This window comes from Prevotella melaninogenica (assembly GCF_018127925.1).
Lineage (GTDB): Bacteria > Bacteroidota > Bacteroidia > Bacteroidales > Bacteroidaceae > Prevotella > Prevotella melaninogenica_C.
This window is the reverse complement of sequence record NZ_CP072347.1, coordinates 746,291-773,017: the sequence shown is the minus strand read 5'-3', so window position 1 is coordinate 773,017 and position 26,727 is coordinate 746,291. Positions and strand designations below refer to the sequence as shown.

The following is a 26,727-nucleotide window of genomic DNA, read 5'->3' as shown; positions in this document are numbered from 1 at the left end:
ATCTTAGAGTTTTACATTGATACTAAAGCCCAACGAACGTTGACTGGGCTGCATGAAATAATCAAATCCTTGATAATAAATATCGGTTGAGGAAGTTGCCTCGGGGTCAAAAGGTGCCTTACAATATAGCATCAAGAGATTTCTTGCCGTCAAAGCCACAGACACCTTTGCGCCACGAATCAGTTTATCAAAGGTATAACCCAAATAAAGCTCTTTGATTCGAGCGTTAGTAGCCTTGTAGACATACTCATCCCAAATCGGTGTTTCTCCTCCAACGACTGTATAATACTTCTCCGTAGAAACCAACTGATTGCCAACGGCAACACCACCATTGTTTCTCAGTTCTGCAGTCTTCCTTGAAACACCATACGAATCCATGAAAGCTTGGGTCTGTGACACGCAGACACCACCTAAACGGGCTGTTATCAACATTCCAAGTTCTATTCCTTTCCATGAGAAATTATTGCTGAAACCAAGTTGCGCCTTAGGTAAAACAGAACCAACCAACTTAGGTGAAGCTAACTCCATCTGCATCACCTGTCCATCAGAATTAAGTAAGATGTTGCCTTGTATATCACGCTTAAAATCAGTAAAGGTATAGAGGTCGCCCATCGTACCGCCTTGTGTCAATATCACCTCACACCCATTCAAACCGCCTTGGCGCAAAGTTTCATTAGGATTATCAAGTAATCTAACAACCCGGTTACGATTTGTACTATAAGTCATATTGGTTGACCAACGAAGATTACTCCACTTCTTGTTATAGCCAATGCTCAATTCTAAACCTCGATTCTGCACATCTCCTGCTTGAATATACTCACGATTAAACGCCCCGCCAAGTGTAATCGAACGAAGGAAGGTTTGATTCTTCGTATCTGATTGGTACAACGTGAACTTTACAGACATAGCTTCTTTAAACAGATGTGCCGTCATTCCCGCTTCCCAAGAGTTCGTACGCTCTGGATAGAAGTTATCTGGAAACTTATAAGTAACCGTATGATAAGTACCAGTAGAAGGAACATACTCATACCGCCAAGCAGAGGAAATATTAGGAGAAATGGCAGAACCCACTGAAGCCCATGAGGTACGGAACTTCAAGAAGTCAACGAACTTCGGCAATTTGAGCATCTTTGAGAGAATAGTCGACATACCCACAGAAGGATAGAAGAAGGACTGTTGGGCTGTATTACTAAGTGAAGAGTCCCAGTCGTTACGCCCTGTCACTGTCAGATAAACCCGTTCTTGCCAACCTAACTCCACACTCCCAAGTACGGAATGAATTGCATGACGCGTGATATCAAAGATTGGACGGTTATCTCCCGACACTCTATTATAATCTATTCCATTAGGAGTAAAGATATTTGAAGGCGCTTTTAAACCTCCTTGAAAACCTGACACGTCATAGGATGTATGTGAGAAAGCACTACCAACGTTTGCTACCAGCGAGAGAGCACCCCATCGTTTAGTAACGTCAGCCATAACATCTGCATAGAAAGAACGGTCATTTATCTTGCAATAACTATAATATCCGTAAGGCGAATGAGCGAAGATATCAAGCGTTGAAGCGTATCGTTTGTCTTCCAATCTATTAACAGCTTCATCCCAACGAAGTCTTCCTTCAAGAGCTAACCAATTCGTAAGATGATACTTCACACCAAGGTCAGTGAGGTATCTGTTACGCTTTGTTGTCTTCAACATACGGTTCGTAACCCAATAAGGGTTTTGCATCTTCAAGTCATCTCCATAGTTCCAGTTCTGCAAATTGATATTGCGCACTGCATCATAGGTTTCAAACTCCTTTATAGCATTAAAGTTCTCACCACGTGGAAAAAGATAAACAGAGGTCAGCGGATTGAAGTATTGTCCCTGTGCCAACATATTCTTGTCATTTTCTCTGACGAACTTAAAGGAGAAAGTTAGCCTTAACCTATCCTCCAATGCGGTAAATACGTTTTTAAATGTGAGGTTATAACGTTGGAAATCGTTGTTAGGAATAATACCAGACACCGTCGATGACCCTAAAGATAGGTATACTTGATTACGCTCAGTACCTGCCGTCAAACTTGCATTATTCGTAAAGTTGACTCCCGTACGGAAGAAATCCTTTGGTGTATAACCACCAGTACCCGACGCATTCTTCGTTCCCCATGACTTCATTTCATTGGTACGGTTACTGTATTCGTTCTGGAAATCAGGTAAAACAAAGGGAGAAAGGAACTGTGTACTTGTAGAAAACTCTACCAACGTCTTCCCTACTCGACCCGATTTTGTCTTTATCATCACTGCTCCCTGCGCTGCGGCTGATCCATAGAGGGCTGCAGCTGCAGCACCACTAAGCACCGACACACTCTCAATATCATCAGGATTAATATCCGAAATACCCTCTGCACCAGGCTGTATCGAATAGATACCTCCCTTCACATCATCATTACTACGATTGTTAATAGGAATACCATCGACCACATAAAGCGGTTGATTGCTCTGCGCTAAAGACTTCGGACCACGCATTACCACACGCGCTGCGCCCCCCATTCCTGCTGCTGACTCATTGACAGAAATACCAGCCATCCTACCACCCAAAGCATTCGCAATGTTAGTTGTCTTCACCTTGTTCAACTCGTCACCATCCATCTGCTTGACATTATAGTTCAAAGCTGTACCCGAACGGCTGATACCCAAAGCTGTTACAAAGACTGCCTCTAACTCATAGGGACTCTCCTTCAACACAAACAACTGATTATTTCTATTCTCTATACGCTTTTCTATCGCATCAAAACCGATACAAGAAATAATCAAAATAGGGTTAGGTGTTTCTGATTTCAAAACAAATTTACCCTCTAAATCAGACATCGCACGTACCTTAGAGCTACCCTTTACCATGATGGTTGCACCAATAAGAGGATTACCCTCTACGTCTTGCACCTGCCCATTAAAGGTATAGAGCGTTGACACAGCGGGTTCCTCTCTCTTACGTTGTTGGTAAGTAGTTTCCGTACTGTTCGTATATCTATTTTTTATAGCTAGTTTCTCCTTCTTCAGATAGATAATATTATCGATGATTTTATAAGTTATCCCCGTATTTTCAAAGAGTCTATTCAAGACAAAATCAATCGGTAAATTACTTATAGAAACAGCATTAACCTTCTGTTTTCCAAGCGCATCATCATAGAAAAAACGATACTTAGTTTTCGACTTAATTCGTTGTATAACAGTCTTTAAATCAGTTTGGTTTGTTGTTAGTGATACCTGTGCAGAAACACTATGTACACCTATCATCAAAAGAAAGGCACACATAAACGTTCTGAGGGAAAGTAATACTTTCAGACGACCATATATCACCATGGAATCAGTTTAAATAGTATTATTCTTACAATACACTAACAAAACATTGAGTTTACATACACAAAGATAGTCAATTATCTTTATTTAATAAAGATGCCTCATACCCATTTCACATAAATTAACCCCTTCATTCCTCTTTACAAGTATAAAAAGTGTATCTTTGTTCATAAATATTGAAATTCTCCTGCTAACAACATTGCAAAAAATAAAGTTGTAGATAGGATAGAACCATAGTAAGCAGGATTAAAGAATAAACAATGACATTACCAGAACAAAGGTTCCGACAGATATTTAGGGCATTATATCCCTCCCTCTCCTTTTATGCTACTCGGCTTGTACAAGACGATGAGGCAGAGGATATCGTGCAGGAAGCTTTCATGGAGCTGTGGAAACACAAAGAAGATATTGAAGACGAAAGCCATATTAAGGCTTTCCTTTATCGTATTGTCTATACTCGTGCACTCAATGTCATTAAGCACCGCACCGTTGTCAACAACCATGCTGACAGCGTAAAGAAAGTAACTCAGTTCAAGTTAGACTATTATGACCCAGAGGCTAACGACGTAATGGGCTACATAGAAGGACTGGAGACAAGAAAGCAAATCAACGATGCCATCAGCGAACTTCCTGCTAAATGTCGTGAAGTTTTCATACTGAGTTATCAGCACGATAAGAAAAACAAGGAGATTGCAGAGCAGTTAGGAATCTCGATTCGCACAGTTGAGGTACATTTATACAAGGCTTTGAAGACTTTAAGAACAAGGTTAAAGCGACATACTTAAGGACTTTTCAAAGAAAAAGTATGTGGCAAGAAATTTATAGTGGTTATAAGTGGCATCTCTTAAAAGTTTAAACACAAAAAGTAGACCTTATACTCCAAACTTCAAAACATCTCGTTTTGTCCTGATTTTTCACATATCGCTTTTATAAAGACCACAAAATGGCTTGCAATTAACGCCCTTTAGGCTTGCAAAAGGTGCCCTTTTGAGGTCTTACTAACGCCCTTTTGAAGTCCAATTAACCACCTTTTAAAATCCTTATTCACAACTATCTGATAGTAAACAACTTACAAAGATACTAAAACAGTTCCGTTCTAAGCCATCTTTCCACCTTTTCTTCGAATATTTTGTCAATATATTTCTTTATCTTTTTAAAGTAAATCTCACACGGGTGCACGGAGATAAAAGCGTATTAATTTAAAGACACGTAGCCCACAGAGGCACCAATGGTGTAAGAAGTAAAGGAATATAACAACAATATTTATTGAGAAGAATACGCCATCAACCCTTAGTTAGCAATGTGAACACATTACATAATCTGATGATATATCAACCTTTATAACATTTTTTATTAATTCCTATTACGTAAAAAGACGAATTAGGTTGTTATAAGAAGTGAGTGGCAGGAAAACTGCTGACTAAAATATTAAAATACAATACGCCTCAGTTGAAACAAAACAGAATGAGTGAAATAAATAACAAGACCATTAAAGACTATCTTATTGGCAAAGCAACAGCCAAGGAGATGGAGCAGTTAGCTGAATGGCTGGCGGTCTCGGAGGAAAACCAAAAGGAATTCTTCGAGATGGAGTTGGCTTTCCATTTAGGAAAGAACAACCAGTTTGCTACATCTAAGAAAATTGAAGAAGCAGAGACTAAACTATTTGACCAAATCACTGAATACGAAGAACAGAACAGAAATAAGAATAAACTTTATTTCCTCCGCTATGCTGCAGCAATTATTGTTGCCGTATTACTGATTGGAGGAGGACTCTTTGCATATCTTCACCAGTCTGCAGAAACTATCACTGTTGCAGCGATGAACGAGGTAAAGAAAGTCGTTTTACCTGATAATTCTACCGTTTGGCTCAACAAGGGAGCTACAATTAGTTATGCAGATAACTTTGAGGGCGACGAGCGTAAGGTAAACTTAAAGGGCGAAGCATTGTTCCACGTAACAAAAAATGCTGAAAAACCATTCATTGTAAACAGTGATGGAGCATCAGCAAAGGTATTGGGAACAACCTTCAACTTTAAAGATCAAGCTGCTGATGGAAAAGAAGTTATCAGCTTGATAGAAGGTAGATTGGAAGTAACAGGACTGAATGGAGAAGGAAAGGTTGTCCTTCATCCCAACCAAAAGGCTACTGTCAGCAAGGATTCCAAGACCATTAAGACAGAAAATAGTTATGCACTTGCCGACGCTGTATGGCGTGACGACATAATCCCATTTAACAATATGCGAATCAATGAGATTGCTAAAATCCTTGAGCAGCTCTACGATTACAAGATTATTGTTGACGCTAAGTTAGACCACACAAAAACTTACACAGGTGTTATCAAGAGAAACAAGGATATAAGAAATGTCTTAGACGGACTTTCTTATACCATCTCTTTCCACTACACCATCCACGACAAAGAGATAACCCTCTCAGAATAAGTTTCTGAGAGAGCTATCTTTTTTGCCATAAGATGTCTAAATCAGCTTCTTAAAGTTTAACTATATAACACGTTTCGAACGACAAACCAACTCTACTTCAATAACAAATTGAAACGCAATTAGCGGTCAGCACCATAGGTGCTTACCATCCGCACAACATGTGTTAGGCATCACCACATCGATTGAAGGTAAAGAGAAAGGGGCATTAAGTTCGTTTTAACGAAGAGAGTAAGACGCTAACCGCTTTCCAAGATGTGAAAGATTTAATCAGATAACACTATAAAAAAGAATTATTTACGTGAGAAAGCAATATCTATTCTCACGTAAATAATTCAATAAAAGGATTTCTAAAGGACGTGCGAACCAGTCAAAGCCCAATAGGCAAAAGCAAGAACAGCAAGTGTAATGATGATGCGAAAGATACAACCTGTTATCTTCTTAATCAGAATAAGCCCGATAACTAATACGGCAAGGAGGGCAATAAAATATTGTAAATTCTCCATTAAAACATGCTTTATTTGAATAAATGTCTGAATACAGCAGGTATTGGTGTCTCAAACTCCATGCGCTGGTGTGTAACAGGATGATGAAAACAGAGTACGTATGCATGTAGACAAAGACGATGAAGAGGGTCATCACCATTACCATACTTTATGTCACCGCAAACAGGATGTCCCATATCAGCAGAATGTACACGAATCTGGTTCTTACGACCTGTCTCTAACTGATACTCAACAAGGCTGTGCGCTACCGTACGATCAAGTACATGGAAATGTGTAACGGCATATTTTCCACCATTATCCACTGGCGAGCTATAGGTTACATATGACTTATTATCCTTTAGCCAATTGGCAATCGTACCTTCATCATGCTCCATCTCACCACTGACTACAGCCACATAACGACGGTCATAAACGATATTATGCCAGTCATGTTCAAGTAACTGCTCCGTCTGTATGTCCTTAGCATAAATCATCAGTCCTGATGTATCACGGTCAAGTCGATGCACAACATGTGCCGTACACTTCTGCTTTGTCTTGCGGAAATAATCATCAAGAACGGTCTTAACATTCAACGAAGAATGACCAGCAGCCATTGAAAGAATACCGATATTCTTCTCGATCACTACCAAGAATCTGTCTTCATAAACAATCTTCACATAGCGACTGCGGAACAAATCGTTCTTCTTGCTTTTGCTGACAGATATCTTGTCGCCTGCCTTCAGCTGATAATCGAACTGCGTAACGCACTTGCTGTTCACCTTGATACCACGGTTCTGTAGCGTTGCTTTCACCTTGTTCTTGCTCTCATTCAGATTAGCCAACAACCATTCAAGCAACGGAGCAGGCTCCGTCACTCTATAATGCTTATATTTCTCCTCTGTATATGGGTTCTTTCTTATCATAATACAAAAGTACAAAGAAATAATGACTTAAACTATTACGAGTATAACAAATCAATCATCTTGTTACATATCAGTAAGAGACTGTCAACATGGAAAAAGAGAACAATAGTACTTAAACCATCTAAATTAAGTAAAGCGATGCACACTAAAAGAGGCTTAAAACATCTTCACCCACTCACGGAAACGAACAAGTCCTTCCTCTCCAAATTTTGAAAGACTCTTTATCGCTTGTTCAATTGTCTTTTCTTCATCAAGATGTGTCTTAGAAAAGAACTTGTCAGCATAACAAATAACTTTCTCTTCCATTGTTTCTGGAAGGAAATCTTGTTCTGGAAGTGGTAGCTTTTGTGCGATGATTTGGCTGCGTGTTATACCTGCTCCCGTATGGCGTTCACAGACACGAGCATGTTGAGGAAAGCCCTCTGCACGCAATATTTCAGCACCAATACGTCCATGACAGATATAAGGTTCGCTTCCAAAGCATTGAATACTCGGTGCATTGCAACGAACAATACCTATATCATGCAGCATAGCAGCTTCCTCTATAAATTGTCGATTGAGCGACAATTCTGGGTGATGGTCGGCAACAGCAAGTGCCTTATCCGCTACCGCACGGCTATGAACCAAGAGGATATGGCGGAGTTCGTTATCCTCTGGATAGTATTTATTGATAATTGCCTGATAATCCATATAATCAAAAAAGCCACGCTTCCTCTCCCAGACAGTTTTACACCGCCATGAATGAGGAACCGTGGCCCTATCATTTATAATAATCTTTCTTTATTCTTCGTGTGCTCTCTCGATGTAAGCGATAACATCGCCCTTATCAACCTTAGCACCCTGCTTAGCGTTGATTTCAACCAACTTACCACCGAGGGCGGCAGGAACAGTTACGAACTCGCCCCAAGGAGCCTGAACGTAACAGAAGACATCACCTTCCTTGTACTCCTTACCGATGAATGGTTCGATAGCTGGAGCAGCCTCTCCATCACCTTGGAACTCCCAGAAGAGCTGACCCTTAACAGGAGAAACAATAGCATCAGCCTTAGCATGCTTGAATGCAGCAGCCTCCTCTGGGCTTACCTTTGCACCGAGTTTCGCATCCTTTGCAGCCTGAAGATCAGCAAGGAAGTTCTTCTTAGCCTGTCCGCTCTTGTAGTTACGGTACTGCTCTGGGTGCATAGCCAACTCGAAGAGTTCCTCATCATCCTGTCCGTAATCCCATCCGTTCTCATCCATTTCCTTACGGAAGTCGTCAAGAGCGTTTGTAAGTAAGGTGTGAGGATCGGCATCAGTGAACTCAAGACCCTTCTGCTTAGCAAGGTCTTTCAACTCCTGACATATCTCACCAGGAACACGACCACTCTTACCAAGAATCATACCCCACATAGAATCGTCCATCATTACGAAGCGACCCTTACCCTGCTCAAGGGTGAGGAGGTTCATAAGAGCAATGTTCTTTGTATATTGTGAGAATGGAGTTACCAATGGAGGATACCCTACGCGTGGCCATACATATGCCACCTCATCGAACAACTTAACGAGCATATCATCTACAGAAAGCTCTGGGTCGCCCTTCTTCTTACGGAGGTTATTGATAGTTGAACGAATACCACCAAGGTCAGCCATCATAGAACCCATCATACCACCAGGCAAACCACACTCAAGGAGCAATGAACTCATAATCTTGTTCTGTGGGTTGATGAAGTAACCGAGCCACTCATCAATAAACTCCTGAGTCATAGCACGTGCCTTCATGTAGGCATCCATGTTGATTTCTGGTACATCAAAGCCAGCGTTCTTCAACATGCTCTGTACAGAGATAACGTCTGGATGAACCTTACCCCATGACAATGGCTCAATAGCAACATCAAGAATATCAATACCGTTCTTGGCTACCTCAAGCATAGAAGCCATTGACAAACCAGGACCAGAGTGACCGTGATACTCAAGAATAACGTCTGGATGCTTCTCCTTAATGCGACGAGTCAACTCACCAAGGAATGCAGGCTGACCGATACCAGCCATATCCTTCAAACAAAGTTCCTCTGCACCAGCTGCGATCTCCTCATCAGCTAACTTACAGTAGTACTCAATTGTATGAACAGGAGAGGTAGTGATACAGAGTGTTCCCTGTGGAGTCATACCAGCTTCCTTAGCCCACTTCAATGCAGGTGCAATATTACGAATGTCGTTCAGACCGTCGAAAAGACGAGTGATATCCACACCCTGAGCATGCTTTACACGATACATCAATGCACGAACATCATCAGGTACAGGATACATACGCAATGCGTTCAGACCGCGGTCAAGCATGTGCGTCTTGATACCAGCTTCATGCAGAATCTTGGTGTAGGCACGTACTGACTCGTTAGGGTTTTCACCTGCCAAAAGGTTTACCTGCTCGAAAGCACCACCATTGGTCTCTACACGTGCGAAACAACCCATCTCAATGAAGACAGGTGCAATACGTACCAACTGATCCTTGCGTGGCTGGAACTTACCAGAACTCTGCCACATGTCTCGATAAATGAGACTGAACTGAATTTTCTTTCCCATATATATTTTCAATATGTTACTAAATGAAGGGATTGCAGCATGCAATCTGACCTGCAAAATTAGATAAAAATTTCCAAAAAACGACTGACCGCTAATATTTTTTGCAATAATTGACTATCTTTGCAGTCTAAAAGTTAGTACATGAAGAAAATGTTTTTTCCTCTCTTCGGCTTTGCACTGCTTTTCCTTACAGCTTGTTACAACCAAGTATCGACTGGAGATCATAGTGCTATCGATGTTGAGGTTCAAATGAAAGGTGATAGTACACGCTACGGATTAGCGTGCGATGGTTGCTCTGATTCTATAATTGTTCTCCTACCTAATGAGGGAGGTGACCCTGTAAAGTTTGACATTGTAACGGCAAAACGCAATGGCATGGTTTATGGTACACCTGAGATAGGCGACGAATTGGCTATTGTCCCTAATCCTCTTGACCCTTACGAGGCGGAAATGGTTATCAATCTTGAACAAATGAAGGGTACATGGACTTTCCAAGTCTTACCAAAGTTGAAGCCTAATCCTACGAAGACAGAGGAAGAAATATTAGCTGGCATGAGCGATTCTATGAAGGCTGCCTTGTTTACACCGCGTGAATATGGCTTTACACTGAAGAGTTACAACCAGGCTTCACCAGTGGGTTACGTCATGAAAGCCAACTCTTTGGAAGATGAAAGTCCTGTGGAATATCCTAAGGTGACTGTTTATACGAGCTGGCACATCTTCAACGGTAGACTTTATATCTATAAAGACACACTTGACGAACAGGGACACCGCATCCCACAAGACTCTGTCGGCTTTGACTCTGGCTCTATGCGCTACCTCTCAGAAGACTCTATGGCCGCTCTTTTCGGTAAGAAAGTGATGCAGTATCACCGCAAGAAGAATGCTTTGGAAGCTAACAAAGAAGCTCAAAAAGCTGAAGAGAAAAACTCTATTATACAGAGTTTTAAGAAATAAATATGGTTCTTCCGTTAAATCTATAGATGATTCTTACATAGTTTTAACGGAAGGACTGAAGTAACTTATTAAACAAAATGATAGGATAAAAACTATCAAACTACATATTTTATTATAACTTTCCGACGCAAGACACCTTTTCTTATTAATACCTCAAAGATACGGATAGGAATTTGAAAAAACATTACATAATTTCAAATAAAACATCTATAAATAAGGGTAAAAACACATATAATAGGCAGACTTGTAACCAAAAGGAAATCAATTAGTTAGAAAGTAGCATATCAAAAGATGCTTAATTGGACTTCAAAAGGGCGTTAGTAAGGGGCTTAAAGGGCACCTTTTGCAAGCCAAAAGGGCGTCTTTAAGAAGCCTAAAGGGCATGTATTAGACTTAAGTCGTCTGAAAATAGTTTACAAACATTGAATAATCAAGGAATAAGTTGTTTATAGAAAAAGGTTAGACACCAAATCGATTCACATTTTACCTTGTATTTATTCCCCTTTGTGAGAGCATCTAATTGGGGATAGTTATCGAAAAATATGAGTATTATAATCAAATAACCTAATTTAGGTTTAATCTTTTCAAGCACAAGATTTGGCTGTTATTACAATTTTATATACCTTTGCGCAGATAATTATAGAGGTAATTCAGCCATCATACTCATAGGCTAAAAAGCCTTTCACAACCAAGGCAGCAATGCCGTTATAAAAAGGAGACCACTACAGGTTTTAAGAATATGAAGAAATTAATAGCGTTGTTTTCAATCATAACAATACTCTCCTTCTCTTGTTCAAACATCATTTCAGCACAGGCACCAGCCAAAGCAGCGACTGCAGCTACTGCTGACACGCTTTCAGATGATGCACTTAACGAGACAGGTGTAGCTGATACTGCAATCGTTAAAACACCAACCGCACAAGATACGGGTATCCACCAATCCTTAAAGCGTAAGTTCATTGAGGGTAATGCTGGCTTTATGTCGTTGGTAGCATTGGCTTTGGTGTTAGGTTTAGCATTCTGTATTGAACGCATTATCTACCTAAGTCTTTCAGAAATAGATGCCAAACGTTTTGTTGGTAAGTTGGAAGATATGATTGTTGCAGGCGAGATTGAACAAGCAAAGGCACTGAGCCGCGACACACGTGGACCAGTAGCTTCCATCTGCTATCAGGGTTTGTTGCGCATAGACGATTCTATAGAAAATATCGAACGTAGCGTTACCTCATACGGTAGTGTTCAAAGTGCTAACCTCGAGAAGGGCTGTTCATGGATTACACTCTTCATTGCAATGGCTCCATCACTCGGTTTCCTTGGAACCGTTATCGGTATGGTAATGGCATTCGATCAGATTCAAGAGGCTGGCGATATCAGTCCAACGATTGTGGCATCAGGTATGAAGGTGGCTTTGATTACAACCATCTTCGGTATCATCGTAGCCCTTGTGCTGCAGATATTCTACAACTATATCCTCTCAAAGATTGACCATATCACAGCCCAGATGGAAGAATCAGCCATCTCACTGTTGGATGCAATCATGAAATATAAACTAAAGTCAATTCATAATTCATAATTCAAAATTATTCGAACGAAGTTCTCATCAGTACGTCATAATTATGATTACTTATGATTCACAATCCAATAATGATTATTCGAATGGGAGTTTATTAGTAAGCAAGAATTATGATATTCACATTCAACTATTCTTACCAAGTTTCCTTCTGTAACAAACACAGAAAACATCGGTAATCATAATTATAAATTGTGAATTATGAATTATGAATTAAAGAAGTAATCATAATTATGACTTGTGAATTATGGATTCTGAATTAAAAAGCGGTATGATGAAAACAAAAGGAATAGCAAAGATGGACGAGGAACGCATATCACAACGTGTTCTCTACGTGATAGTAGCCCTATCGGCTATTGTCTTTTTGGCATTCTATCTCATTGGCTATGATACCCCTTTTGCAGGCAATACAGCATTCAATGCACCTATGCTTACCGACGTTTTGCTTTGGTTTATGTGGGGATTGCTTGCTATCACAACTATAGCCTCTATCGTTGCCGTAGTTCGAGGCATACGAAGAGCCAACCGAAGTGAAGGAATGACGAATGGTATTCCTGCAAGAAGGATTACCTATACAACATATGGAATAACAGCACTCATCTTACTCTTGACCTTTGTTTTCGGTTCTACGCAGACAATGATGGTCAATGGAGAGAACTTCACAGATAGCTTCTGGCTTCGTATAACAGATATGTTTGTGAACAGTTCACTACTTCTCCTTGTTCTTGCAGCAGGAGTAGTAGCCTTTGGAGCGACTCGTTATTACAGAAAGGGACGCGGAAAATGATGTTTCGTAAGAGAGAACGAAGGAAAGTTCCTATACTAAATACGACGTCAACAGCAGACATTTCGTTCATGCTGTTGATATTCTTCCTTGTTGCCTCTTCTATGGACCTCGACAAAGGACTGTCACGTCAGTTGCCTGCTATCGATAAAACAAAGACACCACCTGCTGCCGTAGATAGCAGAAAAGTGATGCGTATTGTTATCGATGCGGAGAATCAAGTGACACTTGATGGAAAGGCTGTGACGATGAAGGAGCTCTTACAGCGCGCAACACAGCTTATTCAAACTAACGGAAAGGGGCATCTTATCCAGTTACAGAGCAGCCGTAACGCTTCATACGACACCTATATCCACGTGCAAAACCAATTAGTTGCAGCCTATAACACCCTTCGCAACCAACGCGCACTCAATCTTTTTGGGAAAGAGTTTGAGCTATGTAGCAACGAACAGCAGAAGCAAATAGCCGACGAACTACCTATGCGAATATCAGAGGTATACAATGTTGGCAAAGCAGACAACACAGAGAAAGGGGGTACAGAATGAGACTCTATCGTGGAAGAAATCATGAGATTCCTGCATTGAACACAGCTTCGATGCCCGATCTTATCTTTTCTATTCTCTTCTTCTTCATGTTAGTTGTACACATGAGGAAAGCAAATGTACACGTAAAGTACCAAGTGCCAATGGCAACAGAGCTTTCACGCATGTATAATAATTCAACTATACAGCACATCTATATTGGTCGTCCCATCAATAGCCTTGGACAAGTAGAAGGAGAGAAGATGGTTGTACAATTAAATGACCATATCACAACGATTCCTGAAATAAGGAAATATCTGATTCAACTCTCTGCTGCTTTACCGCCAGAACAGCGCAAACAACTAAGCGTAAGTATCAAAGCAGACCGCCATGCAGATATGGGTACGATTATGGATCTCAAACAAGTGTTGAGAGAGGCTAACGTGTTGAATATCAACTTTACAGCCACAATGAGTAGGAATAACAAACTGAAGTAGGTTATAAAGTTGTAATTTGTTGTAAAAAACGACTTTTTAACTTGCTTATTAAGAGTTTTTTTAATACCTTTGTAAGCAAAATCAAATTGTAAATAATGGCACATAGAAGTTTAGATCGTCTTGATAAGAAGATTCTGCACCTCATTTCTGAGGATGCAAGAATTCCATTCCTTGAGGTTGCACGTGCATGTAACGTCAGCGGTGCAGCCATTCATCAACGTATTCAGAAGTTAACAAATCTTGGAGTATTAAAGGGTTCACAGTTTATTATAGACCCAGAGCGTATCGGTTATGAGACCTGTGCATTCATTGGTTTGAACCTTAAGAATCCTGAGAAATTTGATGATGTTGTTGAAGCTCTGCGTCAGATTCCAGAGATTGTAGAGTGTCACTACACCACAGGTGAGTATGACCTCTTCTTGAAGATTTACGCATACAACAACCATCACCTTATGTCTGTCATTCACGACAAGCTGATGCCACTTGGTCTGTCACGCAGCGAGAGTTCAATCTCTTACAATGCTGTTATCGACCGCACCTTACCTATTGAAGGTATGAAGGTTGCTGACGTCGTTTTAGATGATGATGAAGAGGACGAGGAGTAAAACTACTGTCTACCTATAATTAATAGCGTAGAATAAACTAATATCCTTTTATAAAGGATGACTGATACAAAGAAACCCGTACAACATTTGTGCGGGTTTCTTCATTCTCATGCTTTCCTCGCCTACTCAAGCAATGTATCTCTCATTTTCATGAGCCCTTATCATGTTACTTTTTACACATCATCGAGTGTGAAAAATATTGACATAGAAATCAGAAAAAACCTCTTTTTAATACTCAAAACAAACAAAAAATCGCACGCTTGTAACTTGCTATTAACCAAATAGTTGCACAACAGCATTTCTAAAAATGCTTAGTTAGGATTCAAAAGGGCGTTAGTAAGACCTTTAAAGAGCATCTTTTGTAAGCCAATTAGGCGTTAATTCAAACGCTGTTGAGCATCAATTAAAATCAATAATACGATTTTTCTTTACAAATCAAGAAAGCACTGAGAATAAAAAAAGAGGTAAATAAGCATTTATTAAACTCTGGAATACTTTATGGTTCTTCAGGAATTTGGAGTAATAAAGTAAGCCTACTAAAATATAAAAGGCACACAGAGAGGGGGAGAGCACGGAGGTGAAAGCATAAAAGACAATTTCACGGAGGTGCCGAAGGCACAAAGAGCGACAGAGCCGTAGTGTACGTATTGCTGATTGCTTTGGTAATAAACGTTTTAATAAATCTTGCAAACCACTGTTTTGTAATGAAATAGACCAAAGTATTTATAAAACTCGCAAATATCCTCTGTTTCTCCACGAGGATGTGTCAATAATGGCTTTGTTATAAACAAACCTCCGTGCTCTCCATTTCTCTCTGTGACATTTCTTGAAAGTTCTAATCTCAAAAGGTATCACTCCAAATTGCTGAAGACCCTACTTTATCATCTTACAATAAAAAAGTCCTCACAAGCATAAACATACTTGCGAGGACTTTTCTATAAAATATCTTTTAAGCTGTAGAACAACTCACGAACAACTCATTACGACTTGCGTACATGAGTTATCGGTCATTGAGATACAACTATTATGCCTTAATATTTGGCTCTTCCAAACCGAGGTTGCGCTTCTTATCTACTACCTTCAAAGTAAGACCAGTGATAAGAGCAATCACACCCAAACCAGCAAGCATAACCAACGGAGCTGTATAGTTGAGCTGTGTTGGGTCAGTAACACCTACGTTTGTCTTATCAAGTACCTTACCAATAAGGAGTGGGAACAACCACAAACCGATATTCTGAATCCAGAAGATAAGTGCGTAAGCAGAACCGATAATCTTTGCGTCTACGAGCTTTGGAACACTTGGCCACAATGAAGCTGGTACGAGTGAGAAAGAAGCACCGAGAACGAGGATGGTTACATAAGCAACGATAACACCACCTACCTGGCTTGACTTGAACTGTGGAAGGACAAAGGCAAAAGTGAGGTGACATACAATCAGAAGTAATGAACCCAATACGAGCATAGACGCTGCCTTACCCTTATGGTCAACATAGCTACCAAGGATAGGTGTAATACCTACTGCGAGCAGTGGGAATACTGCAAAGATAGACTCTGCAGACTGACGCATATAACCCATGTAGCAGTAAACAACAAGGCTACAAATTGATAATAAGAGCATAGTGTTCTTCAAAACCTTATTCTTCATGAAGTTGAACATGAATGCAGTTGCAGCAACAACGAGCATGATAACGTACTGTATGATTGTCACACTTGATGAAGCCCAGAATGAACCTGCAGGAAGTTCGTGGAAGGTAAGGTTACACTGAAGCATATTTACAGCGTACTTCTGGAATGGGAAGATAGCTGAGTAGTAAAGCACACAGAGCAATGCTACGAGCCAGAAGCCCATACTTGACAGAATCTTACCGAGGTCGCTAATCTTAAATGGATCGTCTTTCTCCTCTGCCTCACCTGTCTGTGAGTCGAGCTTCTTATCCATGAAGAAGTAAACGATGAACATCATCAATGCAATACAGATAAGTACTACACCGAAAGCTACTGAACGAGAAACATTAATATCGCCACCAAGTTTAGCAAAGAATGGTGAGAAAATCATACAGGTAGCAACACCAAGACGAGCCAAAGCCATCTCTGAACCCATTGCCAATGCCATCTCACGACCCTTGAACCACTTTACAATACCACGAGAAACAGTGATACCTGCCATCTCAACGCCACAACCAAATATCATGAAACCACAAGCTGCAACCTTTGCAGAGGCTGGCATTCCCTGATAGAAAGGAGATACGCCCAACTGTTCGAAGACAGGAATGTGGTTGAGGTTATTGGTAAACCATACGTCAAGTGCACTACCAGCAAAGCTGTCGCTGATGGCATAGTACTTGATTAAAGCACCAGCTAACATCACTGCACCAGACAAGATAGCAGTGAAACGAACGCCCATCTTATCGAGGATGATACCTGCGAAGATGAGGAAGAAAACGAAGACATTAAGGAATGTCTCTGAACCCTGCATAGTACCGAATGCGGTTGAGTCCCAACCTCTCTGCTCCTGCATCAACTCCTTGATTGGAGAAAGGATATCAACAAAGATGTAGGCACAGAACATTGCCAGGGATAGAAGGAGGAGAGCCGTCCAGCGCATCGCTGCTGAATCTCTCAATGATGTTTGAATTTTATCAGTCATGATGAATTTATTAGTTAACAAGTTTACATGTTGACGAGTTGACAAGTGAACAAGTAAACAGGTTATTTGTTAGATTATAAGTTAAAAGTGAATGAGTTGATAAGTTTACAAGTTGACGAGTTTACAAGTTGACAAGTAAACGAGTTAATACTATCAAGCAACTTGTCTACCTGTTGACGAGTTTACAAGTTAACAAGTAAACGAGTTAATACCATCAAGCAACTTGTTGACTTGTTGACGAGTTAACAAGTTGACAAGTAAACGAGTTAATACTATCAAACAACTTGTTGACTTGTAAACTCGTTCACTTGTCTACTAATCACCTACTTCTTCAGCCAGCGGTCGAGCCAATTAAAGAATGTACGCTGCCAGAGAACACTGTTTTGTGGTTTCAATACCCAGTGGTTCTCATCAGGATAGAGAAGTAACTCAGCAGGGATACCACGCAGACGAGCTGCATTGAAAGCACCCATTCCTTGATTAGCATTAATACGATAGTCTTTCTCGCCGTGGATACAAAGGATTGGAGTATCCCACTTATCAACATTCAAATGAGGACTGTTTGCGTAAGTACGCTTTGCAGCTTCGCTCTTGTCCTTATTCCAATATGCATCGTCATACTCCCAGTTGCTGAACCAAGCCTCCTCTGTATCTGTGTACATACTCTCAAGATTGAAAGCACCATCATGAGAGATGAAACACTTGAAGCGCTTGTTGTGAATTCCAGCAAGATAATAAACAGAGAAACCACCAAATGAAGCACCAACAGCGCCTAAGCGGTCTTTGTCAACAAATGGTAGATTGTTAGCTGCATCGTCAATCGCAGAGAGGTAGTCGTTCATACACTGACCAGTCCAGTCGGTACTAACTTCCTCGTTCCATGCGCTACCAAAGCCTGGCAAGCCACGACGGTTTGGCGCAATGATGACATAGCCATTGGCTGCCATAATCTGGAAGTTCCAACGATAACTCCAGAACTGAGAAACAGGACTTTGTGGTCCGCCTTCACAGAAGAGCAATGTAGGATATTTCTTATTTGGATCGAAGTGTGGAGGAGTAATTACCCATTCCATCATTTCCTTACCATCAGTTGTCTTTACCCAACGAGACTTTACATCACCCAAAGCTAACTGGTCATAGATGTGCTTATTCTCAAAGCTGAGCTGTGTCTGAACGCTTGCTTTCTCCTTCTTAGCAGGAGTTATAGCGAAGATTTCATTAGCTTGAGAGATGCTCTGACGGATAGCAAGCAACTTCTTATCACCAAGGAGTGAGATACTTACATAGTTATGATCGCCTTCTGTCAGCTGCTTCACTTCGCCCTTAAGATTCGTCTGATAGACGTTCACCGTTGCATGCCATACACCAATGAAATAAAGGTCCTTTGAATTAAGGCTCCATGTGTAGTCGTCTACATTTGAATCAAAGTTTTCAGCAACGTATGTCTTCTTGCCTGTTGCCAATTCATAGACACAGAGGCGGTTGCGGTCACTCTCATAACCATTGTTCTTCATACTCTGCCATGCAATGTACTTGCCGTCAGGTGAGAACTTAGGGTTAACATCGTAACCTACATTCATATCGCCAGCCTGATGATTTACAGCCTGATTGCGCATACTCTTTGTAGCATCAATCTTTGGCTCAACATAGTCGGCTGGCTTGCAGAGATTCTTTGTTTGGCGAGTCTCCACATTATATATATATATGTCGGCATCGGTAGAGATAGCATACTGTGTACCTTCCTTCTTACGGCAGGTATAAGCAATAAGTTTAGAGTCTTTGCTCCAATCAATCTGCTCGATACCACCGAATGGTGCCAACGGACTCTCATAAGGTTCACCTTCGAGTACATCAACACCCGCACCAACACCCTCAACAGTTACATCTGCCACAAAAGGATGTGCATTTGTTGTAACGTAATGGTCCCAATGACGATAGTTCATATCGGTGATGACCATACCCGTAGCCTTTGGCAAGTCGCTTGGGTTCTGCTTGATAGTGCCATAGTAAGGGATGCTCTTGATGAGAACAACACGCTTACGGTCCAGAGAGAATCGGAAACCTTCGATGTCGATATCCGAATGTGTCAACTGCTTACGGTTAGTACCGTCTGCATTCATTGTCCACAGTTGTCCACCTGTAAGGAATGCCAAGGTGTTGTTGTCGAGCCATGCTGCATCACCCTCACTCTTTGCAGAGGTAGTCAGCAGACGGTCGTTCTTACCATCGGCATCCATCACGCGTAGTACCTGGTGTCCTTTGTTTTCTTTGACACTGTAATAACCCACCTGGTAGACAATCTTCTTGCCATCAGGTGAGGCTTGTGCAGCACCGATACGTCCCATAGCCCAAAGTGTCTCAGGAGTCATGAGGTCACTTGTAAGCGTGATGTTGTTACGTCCGATGTTCACATCCTGTGCTTGTGCAACGCTACCACTCATCATCAGAGCCGCAGTCATTGCCATGGTTAAGTTTTTGTTCATAGTTATAGACCTTTCTTTTTCTTATTTAGCTCATCTTGCTTGCGTCGAAGTTCTTCTTGCTGCTGCTTCTGTAACTCCTGTAAAGCCTGCATACGAGCGAAGAGTCCACTTCCCATATTGTTCTTAGGGTTGTTCTTTCGCTCTTCACGACGTACTTCAAGGATTGAGAGAAGTTTCTCCTCATTGGTTGTCTTGCGCAATGCCCACATGATAGCAGCTGAGAAGAAGAGAGATATAAAGTAGTAGAAGTTCAGACCTGATGAATAGTCATTGAACATGAAGAAGAAGAACAATGGCATACCAAACATCATCCACTGCATCATCTTCATCTGATCAGCCTGCTGTCCTACCATCTGGTCCTTCTGCTGCTGCATGGTAAACCATGTGTAAAGCAAGTTAGCACCACAGAAGAGGATACAGGTCAATGAGATATGGTCACCAACGAGCCAAACGTCATGATCCCATGAGAAGATTGGATCGAAAGTGCTGAGGTCATGCATCCAAAGGAAACTCTGACCACGAAGTTGGATAGCATTCGGTACGAAGTTGAACATCGCAATCCAGATAGGCATCTGTATCAACATAGGAAGACAGCCTGACAAAGGACTCACTCCATACTCTGAATACTTCTGCATCATAGCCTGTTGCTTCTGCATCTGGTCTTCTGGCTTATTGAATTGCTTCGTTGCTTCATCCAACTTTGGTTTCAACACACGCATCTTAGCAGAGCTCATATAGCTCTTCTTCACCATTGGGAAGGTAATAAGCTTTAATAATAAAGTAATGAGAATCAGTACAACTCCCATTGGGAACACCTTACTCAACCAATCGAATACATACAGAGTAAACCAACGGTTGATAATGCGGAACAATGGCCAACCAAGATATACGAGGCGTTCCATATCAAGTTCCTTTGCAAACTTACTCTCTGTTTCAACAGACTGAAGCAGACGGAAGTCATTAGGACCAAAGTAGAATTCGAACTCTGAAGGGCGCTTACCCGTTGGATCAAAGCCAGCCTTCATGTTAGCCTCATAGTGCTTAAGGTAATGAGAAGACTTCTCAAGTGGCGTACTCTTAAGTTTTGCACCTGCTGCAAAGTTATCCTTTGCAATCATCACAGCAGAGAAGAACTGGTTTTTGAAAGCTACCCAGTCCATTGGGTCCTCTGTTGTCTCTTCCTTTTCAGAAGTCTCACTCAAGTAATCTGTACCCCCATCATGCTTCTTATAGGTAAGTGTTGCGTAACGGTTCTCAAATGTAAAACCACGTTCCTGCTGCTTACAACGCTCCTGCCAGTTGATATCCATCTGGTTATAATTTGGAGCGAAGAGTCCACCCATACCCTCTGCCTGCAAAGACATATTGAGCAAGTAGTCCTTACCAAGTGTATAGTTCAAGGTAAGTGTCTTACCCGCTCCTGCCACAGCAGTCAGCGTAACAGTAGAATCTGTCACGTTTGAAGGAGTGAAGATAAGGTCTTTTGTTTCAATATTACTATTCTTTGCAGCCAACATAAAGTTAAGGCTCTGGTCGTCACCACTAAACAAAGTAACATCCTTCTGGTCCTGTGAACCATCCTTAACAGCTATATTATGACCAATATAGTTCTTGATAACAGCCTTCTTTACAACACCACCCTTGGTGCTCAAAGTCAGCTCAACCTTACTATTCTTCAATATAATATCCTGCGCCTTACCATTCAAAGCAGCATGGAATAGAGCTGTTGTATCAGTAGCCTGCGCAGCTTTCTGCTGTGCCTGCTTCTCAGCAGCAAGTTTCGCAGTCTGTGCTTTCTTGGCTGCAGCGATAGAATCCTTTACAAATTCAGCTCTCTGCTGTGCAATTTGTTCATCTGATGGCTGCTGCCACCAAGCGAAACCAAAGAGAATCAGGGCGATAAGTACAAACCCTGTGATAGTTCTTTTATCCATTTATTTGTTTTTCTGATTTTCAATTGAAGTCTTAACGAAGTCGAGGAAGAGAGGATGTGGACCGAGTACAGTTGACTGATACTCTGGGTGGAACTGTGTTCCAATATACCACTTCAAGCCTGGTATCTCAACGATTTCAACCAAGTCGCTCTCTGGATTGCGACCAACACACATCATACCATGCTTCTCAAACTCCTTCTCATAGTCGTTATTGAACTCATAACGATGGCGATGACGCTCCTGTATATGCTCTTGCTTATAGATATTAAAGGTATGTGACCCCTGACGCAATACGCACTCATAGGCTCCAAGGCGCATCGTACCACCCATATTGGTGATATTCTTCTGCTCCTCCATAATATCAATCACATTGTGTGTAGTCTTCTCATCTATCTCTCGTGAGTTAGCATCCTTATAACCAAGGACATTACGAGCAAACTCAATCACCATCATCTGCATACCAAGACAGATACCGAAGGTTGGGATATCGTGTGTACGTGTATAGTGAGCAGCAACGATCTTACCCTCAATACCACGCTGGCCAAAGCCTGGACAAACCACAATACCGTCCTGTCCCTTAAGTTTCTCTGCTACATTCTCCTCTGTCAGTTCCTCGGAATTGATAAAGGTAATAACTGTTTTACGGTCGTTATAGGTTCCAGCCTGCAATAATCCTTCACGAATACTCTTATAAGCATCCTGTAAGTCATATTTACCAACAAGACCAATGTGTACTTCCTTAGTAGCTTTACGCTGACGATCAAGGAACTCCTTCCAAGGACCGAGCGCAGGTTTAGGACCAACTTCCTCACCGCACTTACGCAGAATAGCAGCATCCAAACCCTGCTCTAACATATTTACAGGAACATCATAGATACTTGGGAGGTCCTCACTCTGTACAACGCAGTCGAAATCAACATTACAGAAAGCTGCAACCTTCTTACGAATATCATCATCAAGATGCTTTTCTGTGCGCAACACAAGGACATCTGGCTGAATACCCACACTCTGCAACTCCTTTACACTGTGCTGAGTTGGCTTTGTCTTCAACTCACCTGCAGCCTTAAGATAAGGAACATATGTCAGGTGAAGGTTGATAGCACGCTTACCCAATTCCCACTTCAACTGGCGAATAGCCTCAAGGAATGGAGCCGACTCAATGTCACCAATAGTACCACCAATCTCAGTAATCACGAAGTCATAGTGATACTTCTGCCCCAAAAGCTTAATATTACGTTTGATTTCGTCCGTAATATGAGGAACAACCTGAATAGTCTTACCCAAGTAGTCGCCACGACGCTCCTTGTCAATAACGCTCTTATAGATACGTCCCGTAGTCATAGAGTTGGCTTTTGTGGTCTTAATACCTGTGAAGCGCTCATAGTGACCGAGGTCGAGATCGGTCTCCATACCATCCTCTGTTACGTAGCACTCACCGTGCTCGTAAGGGTTCAGCGTACCTGGGTCAATATTGATGTACGGATCAAACTTCTGAATGGTAATGTTGTAACCTCTTGCTTGAAGAAGCTTACCGATTGATGACGAGATAATTCCTTTACCAAGTGAAGAAACTACGCCGCCCGTAACGAAAATGTACTTTGTTTCAGCCACGATGTATGTATGTTTAATTATTATCTTCTAAAACGAAAATCGTTGGTTCTAAACTAAAGTGCAAAGATACTAATTTTCCATGAATTAGGCAGGATATTAAGTAATAAAAATAGCATCAAATATTCCATTTAACTGCAACAAGTCCCAAACACAATGCTATCGTCAAGGATAACAGCGTGCCAGTCAGTACATATTCAGACTTGACACTGCCCGACGTAGCCTCACTAAAACGTAAGATAGACTTTGCAGCGATAAGAAATCCAATTGCCTCATACTGAGAAAGAACAACGAATAAAACTATCAAACATCTTTCCAAAAGACCTATTAACCGCCCTGCATGAAAGTTGTTTTTCTTTTCTTTTTCATTGACTTCTATATTAAGGTTACAGGCTTTGAGTATCAAGAGAATCAAGATATTAGCAGGTTTTACAACCAATAGAAACACAAGGAACGTTTTTACCCGTAACGGATGGTCAGAAATTAGCTCAAGTACCCATCCCCATTGTGTCCAATTTGAATTTGCATTGAACCACAAATCAGCCAAAAACAGAATACATAAAACGTGAAGAAACTGATCTACAAGGAATATTGTTAAACCTACCCACGAACAGTCTTTCTGCCATTTCAGAAGCCTATGCTCTGCCTTAGGCTTCAACCAGTCTATAAAGAAATGAGAGAGTACTAATAAAAGAGAGAGACACCAGCCCCTTATATCACCAACGACTATCCATGAAAGGATTCCGACAAACATCGAGTGTATCCACAACTGAGTTCCCTTGATACCTAACTTCGCCTTCATTCTACAGAATGAGTTTGTCTGCAGATAGAAATCAGCAATAATATGAGCAATAATAAGATTTAAGGTTAAATAGTATATCATATATTTGTAGTTATTTTGCGATAGTAGTCAATTACCTGTTCTATCAAATCCCAACCTATATCTTTCAAAGTCTGATTAACTCCCGATACCGAAATACCCATACGTTGAGCCACCTCGTTAGAATCTTTTGCCAATATCCTCTCACAAAGCACTTGACACTTTCGAGCAGTTGCCTTGTTCAATAGATGATTAACAAGAGAGACCATCAGTTGCAATGCTGTTTCTTTTTCAGTATTCTCCATTGATAAAACAAATGAGAACTTTGACCTCCCCACAAGTTTATCAAGCTCTCTACCCGACCGATATATAGCCTCTCCGTCAAGCATATCCAACGTTTTGTCAACCGTCTTCATTTCCCCAATTCCAATGGCAACTCTCAGCCCATACTTATGAAATTGCTTTAAACCTTGACCATCTTTGGGAGTAAACGATTTCACAAACGCTTTTAGAAGAATTGCAATTTCCAATGCATCGACAGCCTTAGGCATAATACATTCTATGGAATCTCCTCTAACAATACGACCCCAAAATCCTTCATATCTATCTTCCAAAAGACATAAGACACCTCTCAGTTTCTCTGTCAGTTCTATCATTGCATCCTTTGACAGGGACGTTGAGGAGACAATATCAGCAGATATAGCAGCATACATAATACTAAACATTTATTGCAAGCTTATTAACTTGTTATATAGGATTGCAAGCGTATTCACTTGTTTTGGCTTATTACAAGCGGATTCACTTGTATTGAGACAAGTATTCACTTGCTTATTCATCTGAAGAGTTACAGATATACCTATTGCGCAAAGATAAACATTTTCCCTTAATTAGGCCATAAATCACTGAAAAAAGATAGAATACAAAGGTCAACTACCCTTATTACGCTTGTTAAACCTCCTTATTTAGTCCATATTAACTCACTTACTCTTACCATACCATAGCAAGAATTGTAAGTATTGTGGTCTAATGACCGATTTGGGTTAAAGCCTTTCTTGCACTAATGATAGGAATTCATACACAAACAAAATAGGGGTTTGCTCAAAAAAGAATCGCAAGAAGACAATCGCCTAAAACTTTAAAGAAACTTAAAATCCTCTTTACTGCCGCATTATTGTAAAACTAATGTTCTATTTTTGCAAACCAATTTGAGGCTAACATATAGACGATATACGTTAGGATTCACAAGGAAAGATGCTCGAGTGGTTGAAGAGGCACGCCTGGAAAGCGTGTATACCCCTAAAGGGTATCGGGGGTTCGAATCCCCCTCTTTCCGCAAGAAAGGTGTAAGCCAATGGATTACGTGGCTTGCACCTTTTTCTTTTCTGACAACTTAATATAGAAAGGGAAACATTCTAATAACCACAACTACACATCCTTACACAAAACACGTATTTTTCAATTCATTGCTTGTTATACGGCTTTATTTTCCTAACTTTGCAGAAAGTAAGATTAGGAAACGGATATTGTATCCACGTAATAACATCCAAATTTAACGAAAGAAATGATAGAACTCGATACTACCAATATGTGTTCACACCTGCAGAAGAAGCTCTTTAACGAAGAAGGTGTCTACTATCCTATATGGCAGGCGATGCAGAATAATGATGAGATAACAGCGGTGATTCGTTCACGACAGTTACATATCTACCGCAATGGCAAAAAAGTTTTAGTGCTTCCCGGCAAGGCTGCACCGAAGATTATTCGCGAAGATAGCCTCAACGAACTCTTACCTAAGGACTTACTGAAATGAAAAAAGCAATCGTCGTAGGTGCCAGCAGCGGTATCGGACATGAAGTGGCACGACTGCTCATCGCAGAGGGATGGGCGGTTGGTGTGGCTGCTCGTCGTATAGACAAGTTGACAGACTTGCAAGCTATGGCACCAGAGCGGGTCTACACCGCCCAAATTGATGTAAATAACGAAGATGCAGAGACTTCCTTACTGCAACTTATAGAACGTATGAACGGCATCGACCTCTATTTTCATGCCGCAGGAATCGGTTGGCAAAACCCAAGTCTTAATGCTGACATAGAACTTAAGACGATGGAAACCAACGCCCTTGGCTTCACACGAATGATTGGCTGTGCCTATCGCTATTTTGCCAATAAGGGAGGTGGACACATCGTTTGTATCACCTCTATCGCTGGAACAAAAGGACTCGGACCTGCTCCTGCATACAGTGCGACAAAGGCGATGCAGAATACCTATCTACAAGCATTGGAACAACTCGCTGCTTGTAAACATCATAACATCCACTTCACCGATATCCGTCCCGGCTTTGTTGATACTCCCCTACTCACTGGTACATCTCACCTTCCGATGCTGATGACCACTGAAAAGGTGGCACGCAGTATTATAAAGGCTATTAACAGCCGACAACACATCTGCATCATCGATAGCCGTTGGTGCGTACTCACCTACTTATGGCGACATATCCCTAACTGGATATGGAGGCGAATGAAGCTATGTTAACCTCTTTTTCATACAAAGAAAACA

General features: G+C 41.1%; 21 protein-coding genes and 1 tRNA gene. 11 read left to right on the top strand and 11 right to left on the bottom strand.

The window, feature by feature from the left end; translation table 11 throughout:
* Positions 1–3 precede the first annotated feature (3 nt).
* Positions 4–3,342 carry a SusC/RagA family TonB-linked outer membrane protein gene (locus J4861_RS02870; RefSeq protein WP_211815717.1) on the bottom strand — a complete coding sequence of 1,113 codons (3,339 nt, stop codon included), beginning with the start codon at positions 3,340–3,342 and terminating at the stop codon, positions 4–6.
* Positions 3,343–3,599: 257 nt separating this feature from the next.
* On the opposite strand from J4861_RS02870, the gene J4861_RS02865 reads away from it, so the two are divergent.
* Together J4861_RS02865 and J4861_RS02860 are read left to right on the top strand one after the other, a co-directional pair.
* Positions 3,600–4,124 (top strand): RNA polymerase sigma-70 factor, encoded by a 525-nt coding sequence (locus tag J4861_RS02865; protein ID WP_211815716.1) that lies wholly within the window; start codon positions 3,600–3,602, stop codon positions 4,122–4,124.
* 679 nt (positions 4,125–4,803) lie between these two features.
* A complete protein-coding gene (locus J4861_RS02860; RefSeq protein ID WP_211815715.1) occupies positions 4,804–5,781 on the top strand; it encodes a FecR family protein in 978 nt (325 codons plus the stop codon).
* Between the two features lie 347 nt (positions 5,782–6,128).
* On the opposite strand, the gene J4861_RS02855 is transcribed toward J4861_RS02860, so the two are convergent.
* From J4861_RS02855 to J4861_RS02840, 4 genes are all read right to left on the bottom strand, one after another.
* Positions 6,129–6,284, bottom strand: coding sequence for a hypothetical protein (locus J4861_RS02855; protein WP_211815714.1), 156 nt, complete (start codon positions 6,282–6,284; stop codon positions 6,129–6,131).
* Positions 6,285–6,295: 11 nt separating this feature from the next.
* On the bottom strand, positions 6,296–7,186 hold the full coding sequence (locus J4861_RS02850; protein WP_211815713.1) for an RluA family pseudouridine synthase: 891 nt from the start codon (positions 7,184–7,186) through the stop codon (positions 6,296–6,298).
* 156 nt (positions 7,187–7,342) lie between these two features.
* A complete protein-coding gene (locus tag J4861_RS02845; RefSeq protein WP_211815712.1) occupies positions 7,343–7,876 on the bottom strand; it encodes an HDIG domain-containing metalloprotein in 534 nt (177 codons plus the stop codon).
* A 90-nt stretch (positions 7,877–7,966) separates the two neighbouring features.
* Positions 7,967–9,745 (bottom strand): biotin/lipoyl-binding protein, encoded by a 1,779-nt coding sequence (locus J4861_RS02840; protein WP_211815711.1) that lies wholly within the window; start codon positions 9,743–9,745, stop codon positions 7,967–7,969.
* Between the two features lie 141 nt (positions 9,746–9,886).
* On the opposite strand from J4861_RS02840, the gene J4861_RS02835 reads away from it, so the two are divergent.
* The 6 genes from J4861_RS02835 (at position 9,887) to J4861_RS02810 (ending at position 14,679) form a co-directional block, all read left to right on the top strand.
* On the top strand, positions 9,887–10,702 hold the full coding sequence (locus J4861_RS02835; protein WP_211794669.1) for a hypothetical protein: 816 nt from the start codon (positions 9,887–9,889) through the stop codon (positions 10,700–10,702).
* A 739-nt stretch (positions 10,703–11,441) separates the two neighbouring features.
* Positions 11,442–12,275, top strand: coding sequence for a MotA/TolQ/ExbB proton channel family protein (locus tag J4861_RS02830; RefSeq protein WP_211815710.1), 834 nt, complete (start codon positions 11,442–11,444; stop codon positions 12,273–12,275).
* A gap of 268 nt (positions 12,276–12,543) precedes the next feature.
* The gene (locus J4861_RS02825; protein ID WP_211815709.1) at positions 12,544–13,059 is read left to right on the top strand and encodes a hypothetical protein; all 516 of its coding nucleotides are present in this window, start codon (positions 12,544–12,546) and stop codon (positions 13,057–13,059) included.
* Positions 13,056–13,601 (top strand): ExbD/TolR family protein, encoded by a 546-nt coding sequence (locus J4861_RS02820; RefSeq protein ID WP_211815708.1) that lies wholly within the window; start codon positions 13,056–13,058, stop codon positions 13,599–13,601. Before J4861_RS02825 ends, J4861_RS02820 begins: the two co-directional genes overlap by 4 nt.
* Entirely contained in the window at positions 13,598–14,074 is a 477-nt protein-coding gene (locus J4861_RS02815; RefSeq protein ID WP_211815707.1) for an ExbD/TolR family protein, read from the top strand. Before J4861_RS02820 ends, J4861_RS02815 begins: the two co-directional genes overlap by 4 nt.
* 95 nt (positions 14,075–14,169) lie before the next feature.
* Entirely contained in the window at positions 14,170–14,679 is a 510-nt protein-coding gene (locus J4861_RS02810; protein ID WP_004359634.1) for an Lrp/AsnC family transcriptional regulator, read from the top strand.
* A gap of 1,024 nt (positions 14,680–15,703) precedes the next feature.
* Here the strand turns inward: J4861_RS02810 and J4861_RS02805 are convergent.
* From J4861_RS02805 to J4861_RS02780, 6 genes are all read right to left on the bottom strand, one after another.
* On the bottom strand, positions 15,704–17,326 hold the full coding sequence (locus tag J4861_RS02805; protein ID WP_211815706.1) for an MFS transporter: 1,623 nt from the start codon (positions 17,324–17,326) through the stop codon (positions 15,704–15,706).
* A 323-nt stretch (positions 17,327–17,649) separates the two neighbouring features.
* Positions 17,650–19,809, bottom strand: a complete 2,160-nt coding sequence (gene dpp5 / locus J4861_RS02800; protein ID WP_211815705.1) for a dipeptidyl-peptidase Dpp5 — start codon at positions 19,807–19,809, stop codon at positions 17,650–17,652.
* Positions 19,810–19,811: 2 nt separating this feature from the next.
* Complete coding sequence (gene yidC / locus J4861_RS02795) at positions 19,812–21,743, bottom strand: membrane protein insertase YidC (RefSeq protein WP_211815704.1); 1,932 nt, start codon at positions 21,741–21,743, stop codon at positions 19,812–19,814.
* Positions 21,744–23,354: a CTP synthase gene (gene pyrG / locus J4861_RS02790; protein WP_211815703.1), complete on the bottom strand. Its 1,611-nt coding sequence runs from the start codon at positions 23,352–23,354 to the stop codon at positions 21,744–21,746.
* A gap of 115 nt (positions 23,355–23,469) precedes the next feature.
* Positions 23,470–24,234, bottom strand: coding sequence for a DUF3307 domain-containing protein (locus J4861_RS02785; RefSeq protein WP_211815702.1), 765 nt, complete (start codon positions 24,232–24,234; stop codon positions 23,470–23,472).
* A complete protein-coding gene (locus J4861_RS02780; RefSeq protein ID WP_211812790.1) occupies positions 24,231–24,896 on the bottom strand; it encodes a hypothetical protein in 666 nt (221 codons plus the stop codon). Before J4861_RS02780 ends, J4861_RS02785 begins: the two co-directional genes overlap by 4 nt.
* A 520-nt stretch (positions 24,897–25,416) precedes the next feature.
* On the opposite strand from J4861_RS02780, the gene J4861_RS02775 reads away from it, so the two are divergent.
* From J4861_RS02775 to J4861_RS02765, 3 genes are all read left to right on the top strand, one after another.
* A tRNA-Ser gene (locus J4861_RS02775) sits at positions 25,417–25,504 on the top strand.
* Positions 25,505–25,732: 228 nt separating this feature from the next.
* Positions 25,733–25,981: a hypothetical protein gene (locus J4861_RS02770; protein ID WP_211815701.1), complete on the top strand. Its 249-nt coding sequence runs from the start codon at positions 25,733–25,735 to the stop codon at positions 25,979–25,981.
* Complete coding sequence (locus J4861_RS02765) at positions 25,978–26,703, top strand: SDR family NAD(P)-dependent oxidoreductase (protein WP_211815700.1); 726 nt, start codon at positions 25,978–25,980, stop codon at positions 26,701–26,703. Before J4861_RS02770 ends, J4861_RS02765 begins: the two co-directional genes overlap by 4 nt.
* Positions 26,704–26,727 lie beyond the last annotated feature (24 nt).

Coding starts and splice junctions, on each gene's coding strand:
- J4861_RS02815 (WP_211815707.1), top strand. CDS start 13,598: ATGAGACTCTATCGTGGAAGAAATCATGAGATTCCTGCATTGAACACA.
- J4861_RS02855 (WP_211815714.1), bottom strand. CDS start 6,284: ATGGAGAATTTACAATATTTTATTGCCCTCCTTGCCGTATTAGTTATC.
- J4861_RS02805 (WP_211815706.1), bottom strand. CDS start 17,326: ATGACTGATAAAATTCAAACATCATTGAGAGATTCAGCAGCGATGCGC.
- J4861_RS02840 (WP_211815711.1), bottom strand. CDS start 9,745: ATGGGAAAGAAAATTCAGTTCAGTCTCATTTATCGAGACATGTGGCAG.
- J4861_RS02850 (WP_211815713.1), bottom strand. CDS start 7,186: ATGATAAGAAAGAACCCATATACAGAGGAGAAATATAAGCATTATAGA.
- J4861_RS02765 (WP_211815700.1), top strand. CDS start 25,978: ATGAAAAAAGCAATCGTCGTAGGTGCCAGCAGCGGTATCGGACATGAA.
- J4861_RS02865 (WP_211815716.1), top strand. CDS start 3,600: ATGACATTACCAGAACAAAGGTTCCGACAGATATTTAGGGCATTATAT.
- J4861_RS02845 (WP_211815712.1), bottom strand. CDS start 7,876: ATGGATTATCAGGCAATTATCAATAAATACTATCCAGAGGATAACGAA.
- J4861_RS02830 (WP_211815710.1), top strand. CDS start 11,442: ATGAAGAAATTAATAGCGTTGTTTTCAATCATAACAATACTCTCCTTC.
- J4861_RS02820 (WP_211815708.1), top strand. CDS start 13,056: ATGATGTTTCGTAAGAGAGAACGAAGGAAAGTTCCTATACTAAATACG.
- dpp5 (WP_211815705.1), bottom strand. CDS start 19,809: ATGAACAAAAACTTAACCATGGCAATGACTGCGGCTCTGATGATGAGT.
- J4861_RS02780 (WP_211812790.1), bottom strand. CDS start 24,896: ATGTTTAGTATTATGTATGCTGCTATATCTGCTGATATTGTCTCCTCA.
- J4861_RS02870 (WP_211815717.1), bottom strand. CDS start 3,342: ATGGTGATATATGGTCGTCTGAAAGTATTACTTTCCCTCAGAACGTTT.
- J4861_RS02785 (WP_211815702.1), bottom strand. CDS start 24,234: ATGATATACTATTTAACCTTAAATCTTATTATTGCTCATATTATTGCT.
- J4861_RS02810 (WP_004359634.1), top strand. CDS start 14,170: ATGGCACATAGAAGTTTAGATCGTCTTGATAAGAAGATTCTGCACCTC.
- J4861_RS02860 (WP_211815715.1), top strand. CDS start 4,804: ATGAGTGAAATAAATAACAAGACCATTAAAGACTATCTTATTGGCAAA.
- yidC (WP_211815704.1), bottom strand. CDS start 21,743: ATGGATAAAAGAACTATCACAGGGTTTGTACTTATCGCCCTGATTCTC.
- J4861_RS02835 (WP_211794669.1), top strand. CDS start 9,887: ATGAAGAAAATGTTTTTTCCTCTCTTCGGCTTTGCACTGCTTTTCCTT.
- J4861_RS02770 (WP_211815701.1), top strand. CDS start 25,733: ATGATAGAACTCGATACTACCAATATGTGTTCACACCTGCAGAAGAAG.
- J4861_RS02825 (WP_211815709.1), top strand. CDS start 12,544: ATGATGAAAACAAAAGGAATAGCAAAGATGGACGAGGAACGCATATCA.